The sequence below is a fragment of the Wenzhouxiangella sp. YN9 genome (assembly GCF_056324165.1).
Window position 1 is genome coordinate 131,766 of record NZ_JBJNIP010000107.1, and the last position, 15,549, is coordinate 147,314.

Consider the following 15,549-nt stretch of genomic DNA (forward strand, 5'->3'; position numbering starts at 1 on the left):
AACGAGCAGCGCTTTGAAAGGAACGCAGAGATGACCCAGGCGGTCGGCAGCGTATTCGAAAACAACTACTCGGTCATGCTGTTGATCGATCCCGACGACGGCCAGATTGTCGACGCCAATCCGGCAGCGGTCGAATTCTACGGCTGGTCTCGCCAAACCCTTCGCAGCATGCGGATTTCCGACATCAACGTGCTCGATGCAACCGAAGTGGCAGAGCTCATGGACAGTGCTCGCCGCAAGCAACGCAACGCCTTCCTGTTCCGGCATCGCGACGCCAACGGCCAGATTCACGACGTTCACGTTCAAAGCGGCTTGATCCGGCACGACGGACGCAAACTGTTGTATTCCATCGTTCACGACGCCAGCGAGTACCTGGCGACCCTGCGTGCGCTCGAACAAAGTGAACTGAACTTCCAGCGCGTCATCGCCGCCGCGCCGGACGCCATTTTCATCCACAGCGACCTGACTTTTCGTTACGCCAACCGGCAGACCGCGCGGTTGCTGGGCCTGGACGACGAGGAGGCCCTGCCCGGCCGTTCGGTACTGAACTACATTCACCCGGACTTCCGCGACCTGGCGAGATTGCGTATCTCGCAAATGCATGACTCCGGCAATGGCGCACCCCCGGTCGAAATCGATATGCGTCACGCCGACGGGCATACCATCCATGTTGAAGTCTCGTCGGTGCCGATCCAGCATGAGGGCATCGCCGGTATCCTTGTCATCGCTCGCGACATCACGCGCCGCCGGGAAGGAATCCAGCGCCTGCGCCTGTCGGCCACGGTTTTCGAGAGCACGGGCGAGGGAATCATCATTGCCGACCGCGAGCGCCGCATCGTCGGCGTCAACCCGGCGTTCACCCAAATCACCGGATACACTGAGGCAGAAGTCCTCAACCGGAACCCACGGCTGCTGCAATCCGGGCGACAGGACAAATCATATTATCGCCGCCTGTGGCAGTCATTGAATGCCCAGGGTCGCTGGCAGGGGGAGCTGTGGAACCGGCGCAAGGACGGCAGCCTTTACCCGCAGCTGACCCGGATCAACGCGGTACACGATGAGCAGGGCGCGCTGACCCACTACGTGGCTGTCATTACCGACCTCAGCGACTTGCACAGCTCGAAACAACAGATCGAGCGGCTCTACTACCACGACCTGCTGACCGAGCTGCCCAATCGGGTCATGTTTCTGGCACGACTCAAGTCCGCCCTCGAAAGTCTGGGGCAGCGGCAGTCAGTACACGTGCTGCACATCGACCTGGACGGCTTCAAGCACATCAACGAGAGCCTCGGGCTCGCAGCCGGTGATCAGGTCTTGCAGGAGGCGGCGCGCCGGCTGCAGACCCTGCTGGCACCACAGCATCTCGTTGCGCGCATCGGTGCCGATGAGTTTGCTGTGCTGCTTGCCAACAGCGACGCCGCAGAGAGGCTGGCTGAATCCATTCGGCAGGCCCTGGCCCGCCCCATTTCCATCAACGGCCGCATGCTGTTTGCCACCGCCAGTGTCGGCGTGGCCTCGAGCAGTTGTACTGACTGCGACCCGGAAACCCTGCTGCAGCAAAGCGATGCGGCGTCGTATCAGGCCCAGGGCGAAGGCGGCAATCTGGTGCGTCAACACAGCGGTGACCTCGGCCAATATGCCCGCGATCGCGTGCTGCTGGCCGCGCAGCTGCGCCAGGCCATCGAACAGCGCGAGCTCAGTGTGCATTACCAGCCCCAGGTCGCGCTGCACTCCGGCCGCGTGGTCGGCCTCGAGGCGCTGGTGCGTTGGCAGCACCCCGAGCTTGGCCTGCTCTATCCCGAACGCTTTATTCCAATTGCCGAGGACACCGGCCTGATCGTGGAACTTGGCGCGCTCGTGCTCGAGACCGCCTGTCAGCAGGCCCGACTCTGGCTGGATGATGGCATCGACTTTGGCCGCATCTCGGTCAACGTATCCGGCATTCAGGTTCAGCGCAGTGATCTCCGGGCCCGCATCGAGCGGTGCCTGGCATCTTCCGGGCTGCCCGCCAACCACCTCGAACTGGAGCTGACCGAAAGCTTCATCATGGGCACCGGGGACTCCGCCGCAGCCTTGCTGAACAAGCTCAAGCAACTCGATCTGGAGCTGGCCATGGATGATTTCGGCACCGGCTATTCCTCTCTGGCCTATCTCAAGGAACTGCCCTTCGACACCCTCAAGATCGACCAGAGCTTCACCCGAACACTGGCCGACAATCCGCGCGATGCGGCCGTCTGCCAGGCAATAGTCGCCCTGGGTCAGGCGCTGGGCTTTCGTACTCTGGCCGAAGGCGTCGAAACCGAAGGCCAGCGCCGGCGACTGCAGGCCATCGGCTGCCGCCATGGGCAGGGCTTCCTGTTCAGCCACGCCGTGCCCGCCAAGGACATCCCCGAAGTGATAAGCCGCCTGAACGCCGGCCGTACGGAAGCCTGATTGCCAGCAACCGATCAGGTACACTCCTTTGCCATGAAGATTGCCAGCTGGAACGTCAACTCCCTCAAGGTGCGCCTGCCGCAGGTGCTCGACTGGATGGAACACCAGCGCCCGGACGTGCTGGGCCTGCAGGAAACCAAACTGACCGACGACAAGTTCCCGATCGAAGCCATCGAGGAGGCCGGCTATCAGGTCGCCTTCGCCGGCCAGCCGACCTACAACGGCGTGGCCATGATCGCGCGCGAGCAGCCGCTGGATGTCGTCACCGAAATCCCGGACTTTCTCGATGAGCAGAAACGCGTGATAGCCGCCACCATCGGCGACGTGCGCGTGATCAACCTCTACGTCGTCAACGGCCAGGCCGTGGGTTCGGAAAAGTTCGACTACAAGATGCGCTGGCTCGAAGCCGTGCAGCGCTGGATTGCCGACGAGCTGACGCGCCACGACAAGCTGGTCGTCATGGGTGACTTCAACATCGCCCCGGATGATCGCGACGTACACGACCCCGAAGCCTGGCACGAAAAGATCCTGTGCTCCACGCCGGAGCGCGAAGCCCTGCAGCGCATGCTCGACCTGGGCCTGCACGACAGCTTTCGGCTGTTCGAGCAACCCGAAGCGACCTTCTCCTGGTGGGACTACCGCGCCGCCGCCTTCCGCCGCGGCATGGGCCTGAGGATCGACCTCGTGCTCTGTTCCGACGCCCTCAAGGACGCTTGCACCGCCAGCTACGTCGACATCGAGCCGCGCCGCAACGAACGCCCGAGCGACCACGCGCCGGCGGTGGCCGAGTTCAGCTGAGCCTGCCTGGACTCGCGACGCGGCAGCTCAGCTGTCCTCGCGCAACAACTCGCTGGCGCTGTTTTTTGCTATCAGTCGGAACGCGATGTGGTACTTGAAGATGTTGGAGACATAGTCGACCGTTTCGCGGCCGATTTCCCGTGCCGCCATGTGTTCGACATTGTCGAACCATACGTTGCGATCAAGCCCGGCGGCCTCGGCGTGGCGGCGTAGTTCGCGTACCCGTCTGGGGCCGGCATTGTAGGAGGCCAGTGCGAACAGCAGCCGATTATCGGCATCCATCGCCTCGCCGGCGTAGTAGCGATCGATCATCCAGCGCAGGTACTGCGCACCGGCGTGAATGTTGTTTTCCAGTTCGGTGATGTCGGCGACACCCAGATCGGCCGCGGTCGACGGCAGAAGCTGCATGACGCCGATTGCACCAGCTGCGGATCGAGCCGACTGATCCAGTTGCGACTCCTGGTAGCCCTGGGCGACGAGCATCAGCCAGTCGAGCTCGTACTCCTGCCCGTACTGGCGGAACAGATCGCTCATTTCCCGAAAGCGGCGCATGGCGCGGTCGCGCTGCTCATCAAGCACCCAGCTGGTATTTTCCAGATAGCGCTTGAAAGTCAGGTTGCCAAACAGCGTGCCGGCACGGTTGTCGTCGAGGAATTCATCAAGGCGCTGTTTCAGCTTTCGACTTTCAGGGCGCACGGCAAAGGCAATGGCGCCGCCGTCACGCAGAATCAGGTCGTCGTGCACGTGGATATCGGGCAGCACCTGCGACCAGAACCTGGCCAGGTAGTCATCGGAGACCGCGTAGTCGACCACGCCGCTGTTTACCATTTCGAGCACGTCGCCGGTTTCGAAGTGGCCGGGGGCGAGTTCCAGCTCCACCGCCCGCAGATCACGCGACTCCAGCGACTCATTCAGCGCTTGCAGGCTGTCAAAATAGCTGCTGTTTTCGCGCACGAACACGGTTCTGCCGGCCAGAGCCTCGAGCGAGTGGAGCGGCACTGCATCGGGGCCCGATACCAGCACCTCATTGACCGAACGCCGGATCGGCGTGGTGAAACCCACCTGCTCTCGACGGCGCTCGGTGACCGTGAGGTTGGCCGCGATCACGTCACCGCGACCTTCGATCAGCCAGGGAATCAGGCGATCGCGGGTGACCGGAATATAGACCACCCGCGTACGCAGCAGGCCGGCGTGGCGCTGCTCGTTGAGCCAGTTTTCGAACGCTTCCATGAAATCGAACGACAGGCCGCGCTGATGCCCTTCGGAGTCGAGAAAATAGAAGGTCTTGCTGAAAGGCACGAGCACGCGGATCTGGCGGCGTTCGACCATGCCGTCCAGATCGCCATGCCAGGACTCGACCATCGGCTCAAGGCCGGCAGCCTCGCCCGCGGGCGCTTGCGACGAATCCGGCACATCACTGCCACAGCCGCTCAGCAGCAGCACGACGGCCAGCAGTCCGAATCGCACGCGCCCGCGGCGGCTCACGAAGTCAGAGCTTCAGCGCCGCCTTCCAAGTTGTAGACCTGCGTATACCCCTGCTTGCGATAATGCTCGGCGTACTGCTGCGATGCCTGGCCTACGTTGCATACGAACACCAGCGGCTGATTCGGGTCACCATCCTTGAGCTCGGCCATCAGGTCAGCGTCCAGCGCGCGGGCAAAGTCCAGTGGCTTTTCGGCGCGGTCGGATTCGCTGCGAGTGTCGATGACGAGCAGGCGCTCACCCGAGTTGATGCGCTGCTGCAGCTCGGCCGGTGCCATCTGCTTCACCGGTGCCGGCGCGCCCGGCAGATCCAGCTTGAGGCCTTCACCCTGCACCGTTTCCAGCCAGTCGACAGTCGCTCCACGGGCGCGCTGGGCGCTGGCCAGGTCCATCAGCACGGTGATGCCGTTGGATTCGCTCGCGATCTCCGTACCTTCCTTCGGCCCCACCTGAAACTGGGCTTCCCAGCTGCCATCGATGGCAAAGTGCAGGTGATTGCCCGGATAGGCTTCGAGAAACTCCCGAATCTTGTCGGCGGCCTTGTCGGTGATGGTGATTTCCGGCGGTGTGCGGTCGGGCTTTTCCATGCCGAACATCTCGTGCAGCTCGCCGGTGTTGAACATCTCGCCGATGATGTCGTTGCCACCGACCAGCTCGCCCTCGACATACAGCTGGGGAATCGTGGGCCAGTCGCCGAAGACCTTGATACCTTCGCGGATGGTGTCGTCTTCGAGCACGTTGTAGCTCGCGTAGTCACCTTCCAGCAACTGATCAAGAATGCCGGCGGTTTTGGCGGAAAAGCCGCACTGCGGCATCTTCGGGGTGCCTTTCATGTAAAGCACTACGCGATGGGAAGCGACTTGCGATTCGATTTTTTCGCGCACAGCGGGATCGAGCGTCATGGTGTTCGTGCCTTTGCTAATCAAGTGTCTTTACTGATGTTTGGGCTGCATCGGCTGAGTATCAAGCCGCTTGAAGTATATCAAATACATCATTCATGCCAGACAGATCATGATTTGCCGCACAACGGCAGCCCGGCCACCGCCACCGAGGGGATCCGGCCAATTTTGTCGTCACGGCGCTTGCGTTTCTAAATGAGAATCGTTATGATTTGCAAATGCGTGAGCGCAAGCCCACAGCACCCGCTTCACGGCCGGCCACCGCCGATGCGCCCGTCATCCCGGTACAGAAACTGCTGGGGCCAGGTCGGCAGGTGCGGCTCGAGCACGACGGCGGCATCTATGTGCTCCGCATTACGCGCAACGGCAAATTGATCTTGACCAAATAAACCAAACCACTGGGCCAGCCAGCCGCGCCCGCGGCGAGCCAACCCGAATGAATCAAACAGGAGCTCACCATGACCTGCCTCATTCGCCGGCTGGCTGCCTGCGGGCTGCTTTCAGCCAGCCTGTCGGCTGCAGCCGAAATCGATTCCGTCGATCTGGACCGCGTGACTGTCACCGCATCCAAAAGCGAACGCCCCATTACCGAAATTGCCGCACCCGTCACCGTCATCAACGACCGCGACATCGAGCGAACGCTCACCGAATCCATCCGCGACATGATGCGCTACATCCCGGGCGTGACCGTGCCCTTTCAGGGGCAGCGTTTCGGGCTGGCGGGCTTCAACATTCGCGGGCTGGGCGGCAACCGCGTTCAGGTGGCGGTCGATGGCGTGCGCGTGCCCGACGGGTTCGCCATTGGTGAATTCTCCAACGCATCACGAAACTTCGTCGATACCGACTCGCTCAAGCAAGTTGAAGTCGTGCGCGGCCCGGCCTCCAGCCTGTTTGGCTCCAGCGCCCTGGCCGGCGTTGTTGCGCTGACCACCAAGGACCCCGCTGACTGGCTGGCCCATTCAAGCGGCAACGCAACCGTGCGAACGCGAGCCGGCTACTACTCGGCTGACGAGGGCTGGATTGGCTCGGGCACGCTGGCTGGTCGCGGAAAGCGCCTGTCCGGTTCGCTTCAGTGGGTTGAGCGCAGCGGTCATGAAGTCGACAACCAGGGCAGAATCGGTGGCACCGGACCGGAGCGCACCCGGCCAAACCCGCATCAATACGATGGCCGCAATGTGCTGGCCAAGGTGCTTCTCGATGAGGGCTCCGACCAGCAGTGGCGACTATCGCTGGAGCACAATGAAGTCGACAGCAAAACCAGGGTGCTTGACCGCCTTGGCAGCGAAGACTATTCGGATACCTATGGCTTTCCATATGTCGTGAAGACCACCTCGTTGCGCGGCGACGACCGCAGCCGCCGTCGCCGTATCAGCGTCGACTATCAGGGCCGCAATCCTGGCTGGGCTGAGCGCCTTTCCTGGAAGGCCTACTACCAGAGTGCGCTGACCGAGCAGGACACCTTCGAGGATCGCACCACCCTTGTCTACGGCGAGCGCGCAGCTGTCCATCGCTTCCGCCGTGCAGAGTTCGAGCAGAAGATTCTGGGTACGGAAGCCACCGCTCGTTGGGACTTCAATACCGCTGGGCTGAACCATGATCTGGTCGGTGGGTTCGAGCTCTACCAGACGCGGACCGAGCAATTGCGCACCGGTTTCGAGCGCGACCTGAGCGACGGCACCATGAGCCCGACCGTCGGACCGGACGAATTTCCGGTACGCGATTTTCCCAAGAGCACAACGCTCGAAGCCGGGCTGTACGCGGAGGATCGCATTGCCATGGGCGATCACTTCAAGCTCATTCCCAGTGCGCGCGTCGATTACTATGACCTCGATCCGAAGCTCGATTCGATTTTTGTCGAAGACAATCCCGAGTTCGAGCCGGCCGCAATCGACGAGACCAGTTTCACCCCGCGAGTCGGCGCAATCTACACGGTCAACGACCAGATCGACGTGTTCGCGCAGTATGCGCGCGGCTTTCGTTCACCACCTTACAACGACGTCAACGTCGGTTTCACCAACCTGCAGTTCGGCTATACCGCCATTCCCAACCCGGACCTGAAACCGGAAAAATCCCGGGGCTGGGAGCTGGGCCTGCGCAGTCAGGGCGACTGGGGGCGTCTGAGCATATCGGCCTACCGCAACGACTACGACAACTTCATTGAAAACCTGGTCAACGTGGGAACCGACCCGGACACCGGCCTGCTGATATTCCAGTCGCAGAACCTGAACGAAGTGCGCATCCAGGGCATCGAAGCCGCGGCCACCTTCAACCTGGCCCGAATTGCCCCCGCGCTGACCGCGTGGCAGCTACGCGGCGCTGCGGCCTGGTCGGACGGCGAAAACCGCTCCGGTGATGTTCCTCTCAACAGCATCGAACCGCCAACCGGCGTGCTCGGGCTGCGCTGGCTGCCCAACCAGCTGCCGCTCGACGTCGAGCTGGTACTGACCGCCGTGGCCGCGAAAGACGACGTCGCCAGCGCGGAGGATTTTCAAGCGCCGGGCTACGCAACCCTGGACCTGCTCGCATCATGGGAATTCAATGAGACGACGCGGCTGAATCTCGGACTGTTCAACCTCACCGACCGCAAGATCTGGTCTTGGTCGACGGTGCGCAACCGTCCGGCAGACGACCCGGGACTGGCGCGTTATACCCAGCCGGGTTTCAACGCCGGCGCGAGCCTGATCTGGCAGCTCTAGCTTTCACCCTGCGCCCCGGGCATACCCACCAGCCTGACTCTCCTCGCTCGCCCGGGGCGCAGCCTCCCCTTCATCAAGGGGCTCTCCATCTTCCTCGTCTTCGTCCTTTTTGCCCTGCTTTTCCTGGCCTTCCACGTCGTCCACACCCTCCAGCACCGGGTTTTCGACGCGATCTCCGGGGGCATCCACGGGAATCGGTTCGTCTTCCCATTCCCGTGTGTCGGCGTCGTCATCCAGATAGTGCTCCAGACGATGCCGACGGGAGCGCCGGTTCTCGAACTGAATCTCGAGAGTGAAGGTAAGGCGCCAGTCGCGCCGGCGCTCGCCGGTATCGAAGTCCTTGGGCCAGGCGTGTTCGGGCTCGATCTCGTAGTAGAGCCAGTGGCGCAGAAACTGCCGCCGATAGCGCACCGCCACGAAATACTCTTCAACCTCGAAGCTCGGTTCGGTAAATCCCCAGGCGCCCACCTCCGAGCGTAGTGCGCTGCGTCTGCTGAGCTGTCGATACGACACCAGACCGCTTCGCCAGTCAATGCCATCGGACTTTTCCGACCAGGTTCCGCGGGCACTCCAGCGCAACAGCCGATCGCGATTGGGCAGCCACTCCCAGTCCACCCGGCTGGTCAGGCCCATTCCCTGTTCACGCTCCCAGAAAGCCGACTGCGTGAATCGACCCAGGGTGCGGTCGGTCAGGCCGCGCACGTAGCGGTAACGACCGCGAATCCGGGGATTGAGCGCTCCGCGGCTGACGCGCACAGTTCCGTCGACGTCCAGTCGACTGCGAGCGCGCGCGCTGGCAATGTAGCGCAGGCCCAACCGGGTGCGGTTTTCCGGGTCGTCGAAGGCGCCCGTATCAGGGTAATCGCCCTCGAGCTCCTCATCGCGCGCCACCAGCAGGCGCACGCGCTCGGACAGGCGCGGCAGAATCAGGTTGGCGCGCACGCCGGCCCGATATTTCCAACCCTCACTCTCGTCCCAGCGTCCGGCATTGCGCAGCCGGATAAAGCTGCCCACCGGATTTTCCTCCAGCGTGCGTGGGTCACCAAAAAAGCCGTCGAACCAGGCCGCCGGCTCGCACAGTCGCTGGTTGATATAGGAATGGCTGGCATCCAGCCAGCTCTCCGGGCGACCCTGTTCATCCCGACAGGACAGCTCCATCAGGCGCTGTCGCCTGCTCTTGCGCTGTTGCTCTTCACCTTCTGCCTCTTCTGCCGCCTGCTCCACGGGCTCCTCATCGGCTTGCGCCGCGGCAAAAGCTACCGTCATCAACAAGGCGAAAGACAGCCAGAGAGTCGATCGCATTTTCATGACACAATCCTCCGTTCAGGATCGAGCGTAAACGGCACGGTTCAGCCTTTGTGGTCGCACGGCTGCATAATATGACACGCCGGCAATCACGCCCGCCACCCCAGTCAGGATAAACAAGTCATGAGTGGTGCAGACAAGGCATCCAGACCCTATGAAGACCTTGGCCCCGAAGTGGTGCTTGACGCTGTCGAGGCGCTGGGACTGCACGTCAACGGGCAGCTTCTGGCGCTCAACAGCTTCGAGAACCGGGTCTGGCAAGTAGGGCTAGAAGACGCCGATCCGGTGGTCGTCAAGTTCTACCGCCCCGGCCGCTGGAGCGATCAGGCCATCCTGGAAGAGCATCATTTTGCCCACGAACTGAGCGCCGCAGGACTGTCAGTGGTCGCCCCGTTGCGCCTTCATGCGTGCACGCTGCATCAGCATGTCGGCTTCCGCCTGGCGATCTTTCCCCGGCGCGGCGGCCACGCGCCCGAGCCGGCGCACGAGCCCACGCTGCGCATACTGGGCCGCACGCTCGGGCGCATGCATGCAGTCGCTGCTGCCGGACAGTTCGCGCAGCGCGGCGAGCTCACCATTGCCGAGCGCGGCCGCGAACCCGTCGACTGGCTGCTCGAGCGGCAATGGCTTCCCCCGCACCTGGAGACTGCCTTTTCCAGCCTGGCCGCCCACCTGCTCGATGGTATCGACGCCGCCTTCGAGCGGGCCGGCGACTATCGCGGCATCCGGCTGCACGGCGACTGCCACCCCGGCAACATTCTCTGGCGCGACGAGCAGGCGCATTTCGTCGACCTTGACGACTGTCTCACCGGCCCGGCGATCCAGGATCTGTGGATGCTGATCTCCGGAAGCCGTGAAGAACGCGAGCTGCAGCTCGGCTGGCTGATCGAGGAGTATCGCCGCTTTCATGATTTCGACCCGCGTGAGCTGCACCTGATCGAGGCCCTGCGCACGCTAAGGATGATCTATTATCAGGCCTGGCTGGCGCGGCGCTGGGATGACCCGGCCTTTCCCGCAGCCTTCCCCTGGTTCGGCGACGATCGTCATTGGGAAAACGTCATCGGACAGCTGCGCGAGCAGCTTGGCGAGCTGTCGGAACCGGCGCTGAACCTCGCCCGGACCTGACCACAGCAGGCCGAGTGCCTGGGCGCCGGATCAACGCTCGGCTCGAAGGCCGTCAGCGCAGTGGTGCAAGCAGCCGGCCAACCAGCTCCGGCTTTTGTTCGACCAGCTTGCGCATCTGTTCACCCTCAAGGATGTCGAGCAGCTGCTGCACCCATTCTGTCTCGGCGCGGGCACGCGCCTGGAGCGCCTCGAAGCGTGCCTCGGCCAGCTCACCCAGGCGCTCGTGATCCCCTGCTTTCAGGGCATCGGTCGCGGCCGATTTGGCATCGACCAAAGCCTGTCGCGACCGGCGTGCGGCGCTGAGAAGCTGTTCATAAGCGGCATCGATGTTGGCAAGCTGCCGCTCGGACAGGCCGATCTCGCGCGCAAGATCGTCATCTTCCCACCAGCGCGCAAATCGCTCACGCCCCCGCAACACGCCATCGCTCTCTTCCCGTCCGGACGCACCCTCTGAAGACGAGCGGGAGCGGCGATAGCGCTCGGCTCGCTTGCGCATGGCGGCGCGGCGGTCGGCAGAGTCATCATCGCGCCGCTCTTCCTGGCGCCGCTTTTTCAACCGCTCGCGCATCGCCTGGCGGCGCTCGGGATCGGCCATGATTTCCTGCATGGCTTCCGGGTTGCGCGCCAGGGCGCGCAGCTCATCGCGCGAGAGCTCCCCGGGCGGCACGTTGGCGCTTTCCTCGCCTTTCTCCGGGGCCGCCTGCTCTGCCTCGAGCGAGGCGCTATCGGTCGGCGGCGGCGCCTGCGAATCATCGTGCGAAGAGCAGGCCGCCAGGGAGATGGCGAAAAGCATAATCACGGTCAGCTTCAGGCGCATTCCATCGATCTCCTTGGCAAGGGCTTGTCGGTGGTTGATGAACAAAAACAGCCGCCCCGCCGAAGTCGACAAGGCGGCAGGCAGGGCCAGACTCAGGGCTGCTCGAAACGATCCTGGAAGATCGCTCCGGGCGTCGCCGAGAACTCGTAGGCACCCATGTCGATGGCCGGGCCGATCACCCGCGGAAAGCCCGGCCCGCGCTGGTCGTTGTTGGGCGCGCCACTACCAGCGCTGCCGGCATCGATGGCCGGGCTGTCGGCCATCAGGGCATGCGTGTAGCCGGCATTGCCGCCGTTGTCGGCAAGCGGGCCCAGTTTGGGGGCGGTGTCGAGGATGTTGCCGCCGCCGTCGCTGAAGTCCGAGTACTTGGCACCGGCCAGCAGGGTGTTGGAGACATCGCAGTCCTGGCTGCCCTTCAGGTCCTGATAGAGCCCGGTCTGGTTCGTGTTGCCGGCAAGGATCGAGTTGTTGATGCTGCAGCTCGTGCTGGTGTTATAGACGCCGCCGCCCTGGTCATAGGTGTAGTTATTGGCAATCGTCGAGTACTTGAGGTCGGCGTTCATGTCGCCCTTGAGACGCACTCCGCCGGCCACGCCGGCCGATTCGTTGCCCGAGATGGTCGAGTTCTTCAGGAACATGGAGCTGCTGGAAGAGAACTCCGCGAAGATGGCGCCGCCGCCGGTCGCCGAGCCGGTCGCAGAAGCCTGGTTCTGGCTGAACTCCGAGTATTTGACCTCCACCATGATGGCGTTCGAAGACGGCGAGAACATGCTCATGCCGCCGCCACAACTGGCGGAGTTCAGGTAAAAAACGGAGTGCCCGACGCTGGCCTTGTTGGGGCTGCCGGTCAGGCGCAGTCCCCCACCGCAGGTAGTCGCTGAGTTTTCATAGAACGCAGAATACTCGAGACCGAAATCGGAGGCGTTGGCGGTCACCTGAAAGGCGCCTGCCGCGCCGCTGGTATTGGAGTTCTCCGCAACGTAGAGGTGGGAACCGTAGAAAGCACCGTTGGTAACGGCAACATTCACCGCACCACCCTCACCGCCGTCGGTCTGGTTGCCCCAAAACTCGCTGTTGCCGATACTGATCTCGGAGGCCTGGACCACTGCCATCAGGCCGCCACCGCCGCCCGTTGCGCTCTGGTTTCCGTTAATACGGGCGCCGTCGATAGTGGCCACAACCGTGTCCTCCAAAAACAGATGGGCGCCGCCCCCGCCGTTTTCCGCCTGGTTGTTCAAGAAAACGTTGTCGCCGGTCACATCCAGAAACTTGACCGGGTTGTCGAGCGTTCCATCGTCGCCATGATGAATGCTCAGCGATGCGCCACCGCCTGTGTCGCCGGCCTTGTTGTCGTTGAACTCGTTGCCGTCGAGAGTGATCTCGGCCTGCTGTAAGGAGGCGTTGTCTTCAATCAGAGACAGCCCGCCGCCGGAGTAATAGGCCTTGTTGTTGGTGAAGGTACTGTCCTGCAGGCCGACCACCGCATAGCCCAGCTTCGCCTGGATGCCGCCGCCGTCGCCGTACTTGGCCTGGTTGTTTTCGAACGTGCTGTACTTGATATCGACCTGGGCATAGTCGGCAATATCCAGATGCAGGCCACCGCCGCCGCCGTTGAATACGGTATTGTCACGGAAGCTGGCCCCGGAAATCTGGACATTGCCGCCATCGGGCGCGCGCATGCCGATCCCGCCGGCGTAGCCGCCGGCCCCGACCACCGAGTTGCCCGAGATTTCTGAGCCAAGCATCAGCAGTTCACCCTCGCCGTAGTAGGGCTCGTGCCAGACGCCGCCGCCGGCCTCGTCCACCATATTTCCGCTGATGGTGACATCGGAAAGCTGAAGAGAATAGGCACGGGACAGCACGCCGCCGCCGCGATTACCGCCGCCGCCGGTGATCGTGACCTGGGCAAGCTGCACGGTATGGGTATAGTTGGCGCTGCCGTCGTACTTGGCGTAGAAGACCGGAGCGTTCCCCGAGCCCTGGATGGTGATGTTGTTGTCGCCGTCGATGGCGACCGACTCACCGATCGGCAGGGTCGAGCCGTCGTAGTGCGTCCCGCTCGTTCCGAGCGTGATGGTGCCGCTCAGCCCTGATGCGAAGTTGATGGTGTCGGTACCGGTGTCACCGGCGGTGCAATTACCCCAGACGTTGTTGGTCGTCGCCGAATACAGCGCCGAGCGCAGCGTGCACTCTCCCGAATTATGGCCGTCGTTGAGACTGTCGACCGTGATCGTCGCCGCCTGCAGCGAGCCCGCGGCCAGAGCTCCGCTGACCGCCGCAGTTAGCGGCGCGATCTTCGGTTGAACGTTCTGCCGGAATTCATATTTTGTCGTCGACTGATATTTGGACACGGAACTCTCCCTGAGGGGGTAAAGAATCATTGAACTCAATCACAGTTAACGGCAGATATCCGGCAGATCTGCCATCGAATTGCACAAAAAAAGAGAACGCGAGACGCGGCGGAGCCACCGAAGCCCACCAGATCGCCGGAGAGCCGCCACGATCAGGCGCAAGCGCAAGCCGGCGGCGGTCGCAATCCGGCTTGCCGCAAGCACCAAAGCACCCTAGAATACACAGCTTCGGGGGGCGATTAGCTCAGCGGGAGAGCACTGCCTTCACACGGCAGGGGTCGCTGGTTCGATCCCAGCATCGCCCACCACCGAATCCAGGCCGTCAGGCCGCGAGAAGCCCATGATTTCCATGGGCTTTTTTGTATTCATAAGCTGCCCTTTTAGAGTCCGAATGCTGTCAACTCCGGATCGCCCTCTCCGAGGCTATTAGAGGAGGCGCGGCCGGCAGCCTGCGAACTACCCCACATTCACTGCCGGGCAACGAGACCTTGGGCCGGGCTAACCTTGCGTGTCCGATAACAACCCCTGGTTCGAGCAGGCTGGAGCGATGGTTTCCGGCTATCTTCCTTTGCGTGTATGCTTCATCAAAAGCGCACAACTTGATGCCTTGTTTCAATGCAGATGACGTTTCCAGCCCGACCTGGCCCAGCGTTTACCAAAAGATGACCAGACCAGCGCCGGCGCTTACACGCGACCGCCAAGAAGACACTACAAGCCGTCAGGCCCTATAAATGCAGCGGCCCACCCGCCACTAAACACCTATCTATCGCCACTCTCCAAGGGCCTCGACGATGAATAATCAGCTAAGACAGATTTCAGCGCATCGGCAAGCTGTACAGCCTGATCACGCTGGAACAGCTCAAGCCTGATCGCACCACGCCCATGCCCATGCCCAATCTTGACCGTATGAATTCCCAACAAGGCCCCACCGCTTACTCGCACTGGTTTGCCCTTGATCTCTTCAACAGGATAAGTCTTTCGAGGCTCACCAATCCCCGGAGATAGCTCCTCGACAACCAGACGGTCTTCGTAGAGCGTGTACGACCTTTTTCTGCGAATATTGATGTTGAGCAAAGCAACAAAGCAAAGCACAGCAGACAAAATCAAGGCGGTGCCAATATCAAGATCAGGAACCCAGTAGGCCATGGGAAACCCGGCTGCAATCGCCATGACCACACACCATGCCAGTGGAAGCCTGCCCTCTTCCGTCTGGCATGACCATAAAATCGGATTCTTGTCACTCATATCCTAATCCGTGGTTGTCGATGGTTGTCAAGATAGATGTCGCCTTATTCCATGCTTAGGCAGCCCGGAACGTGTCAACCTATTCCCAACACATCGGCGACGATTTCTATGTAACAACCTCGGGCAGCTCGATGCTGACCGGTGTTGGTGAGATTTGGAACGCTTCCGGATCGTGCAGTAGCTCCGCTGCAGTCTGACCGTCTTCGGGATTGATCGAGACAACCGCCGGTGGCCTGGCAACTTGAGGTGGTCCTTGAACGTAGCGCTCGGGATGCGCCGCATAGTGCCGATCCATGGCCGCTTGCCGGATCCGCCAGAGTGCTTCGAACTGTCCGGTATAGAGATCTTCGGGGGTAAACAGCGCCAGGCCTTCGTGCGGTCGGCGGCTGTAAGCCGGG

The 15,549-nt window shown here is 62.2% G+C and carries 11 protein-coding genes, 1 tRNA gene and 1 pseudogene; 6 read left to right on the plus strand and 7 right to left on the minus strand.

What is annotated here, in order from left to right:
* Nucleotides 1-30 precede the first annotated feature (30 nt).
* The gene (locus tag ACEWQ0_RS10405) at nt 31-2,433 is read left to right on the plus strand and encodes a sensor domain-containing protein (RefSeq protein WP_476485313.1); all 2,403 of its coding nucleotides are present in this window, start codon (nt 31-33) and stop codon (nt 2,431-2,433) included.
* A 33-nt stretch (nt 2,434-2,466) separates the two neighbouring features.
* Nucleotides 2,467-3,231: an exodeoxyribonuclease III gene (xth, locus tag ACEWQ0_RS10410; RefSeq protein ID WP_476481933.1), complete on the plus strand. Its 765-nt coding sequence runs from the start codon at nt 2,467-2,469 to the stop codon at nt 3,229-3,231.
* A 27-nt stretch (nt 3,232-3,258) separates the two neighbouring features.
* On the opposite strand, the gene ACEWQ0_RS10415 is transcribed toward xth, so the two are convergent.
* Together ACEWQ0_RS10415 and grxD are read right to left on the minus strand one after the other, a co-directional pair.
* Nucleotides 3,259-4,698 (minus strand): MltF family protein, encoded by a 1,440-nt coding sequence (locus ACEWQ0_RS10415; protein ID WP_476485314.1) that lies wholly within the window; start codon nt 4,696-4,698, stop codon nt 3,259-3,261.
* Between the two features lie 14 nt (nt 4,699-4,712).
* Nucleotides 4,713-5,615, minus strand: coding sequence for a Grx4 family monothiol glutaredoxin (grxD, locus tag ACEWQ0_RS10420; protein WP_476481824.1), 903 nt, complete (start codon nt 5,613-5,615; stop codon nt 4,713-4,715).
* Nucleotides 5,616-5,830: 215 nt separating this feature from the next.
* Here grxD and hemP point away from each other — a divergent pair, with 215 nt between their 5' ends.
* Both hemP and ACEWQ0_RS10430 read left to right on the plus strand, forming a co-directional pair.
* Nucleotides 5,831-6,001 (plus strand): hemin uptake protein HemP, encoded by a 171-nt coding sequence (hemP, locus tag ACEWQ0_RS10425; protein ID WP_476485315.1) that lies wholly within the window; start codon nt 5,831-5,833, stop codon nt 5,999-6,001.
* A gap of 69 nt (nt 6,002-6,070) precedes the next feature.
* On the plus strand, nt 6,071-8,308 hold the full coding sequence (locus tag ACEWQ0_RS10430) for a TonB-dependent hemoglobin/transferrin/lactoferrin family receptor (protein ID WP_476485316.1): 2,238 nt from the start codon (nt 6,071-6,073) through the stop codon (nt 8,306-8,308).
* Between the two features lie 3 nt (nt 8,309-8,311).
* On the opposite strand, the gene ACEWQ0_RS10435 is transcribed toward ACEWQ0_RS10430, so the two are convergent.
* A complete protein-coding gene (locus tag ACEWQ0_RS10435; protein ID WP_476485317.1) occupies nt 8,312-9,616 on the minus strand; it encodes a hypothetical protein in 1,305 nt (434 codons plus the stop codon).
* Nucleotides 9,617-9,736: 120 nt separating this feature from the next.
* Between ACEWQ0_RS10435 and ACEWQ0_RS10440 the strand changes: the two genes are divergently transcribed.
* Nucleotides 9,737-10,738, plus strand: a complete 1,002-nt coding sequence (locus ACEWQ0_RS10440) for a serine/threonine protein kinase (RefSeq protein WP_476481820.1) — start codon at nt 9,737-9,739, stop codon at nt 10,736-10,738.
* Between the two features lie 52 nt (nt 10,739-10,790).
* On the opposite strand, the gene ACEWQ0_RS10445 is transcribed toward ACEWQ0_RS10440, so the two are convergent.
* Nucleotides 10,791-11,555: a hypothetical protein gene (locus ACEWQ0_RS10445; RefSeq protein ID WP_476485318.1), complete on the minus strand. Its 765-nt coding sequence runs from the start codon at nt 11,553-11,555 to the stop codon at nt 10,791-10,793.
* Nucleotides 11,556-11,647: 92 nt separating this feature from the next.
* The gene (locus ACEWQ0_RS10450) at nt 11,648-13,906 is read right to left on the minus strand and encodes a choice-of-anchor Q domain-containing protein (RefSeq protein WP_476485319.1); all 2,259 of its coding nucleotides are present in this window, start codon (nt 13,904-13,906) and stop codon (nt 11,648-11,650) included.
* A gap of 233 nt (nt 13,907-14,139) precedes the next feature.
* Between ACEWQ0_RS10450 and ACEWQ0_RS10455 the strand changes: the two genes are divergently transcribed.
* A tRNA-Val gene (locus ACEWQ0_RS10455) sits at nt 14,140-14,214 on the plus strand.
* Nucleotides 14,215-14,665: 451 nt separating this feature from the next.
* Here ACEWQ0_RS10455 and ACEWQ0_RS10460 read toward each other — a convergent pair.
* Nucleotides 14,666-15,151 carry a hypothetical protein gene (locus ACEWQ0_RS10460; RefSeq protein ID WP_476485320.1) on the minus strand — a complete coding sequence of 162 codons (486 nt, stop codon included), beginning with the start codon at nt 15,149-15,151 and terminating at the stop codon, nt 14,666-14,668.
* 106 nt (nt 15,152-15,257) lie between these two features.
* A pseudogene (locus ACEWQ0_RS10465) lies at nt 15,258-15,549 on the minus strand (hypothetical protein); the annotation flags it as partial.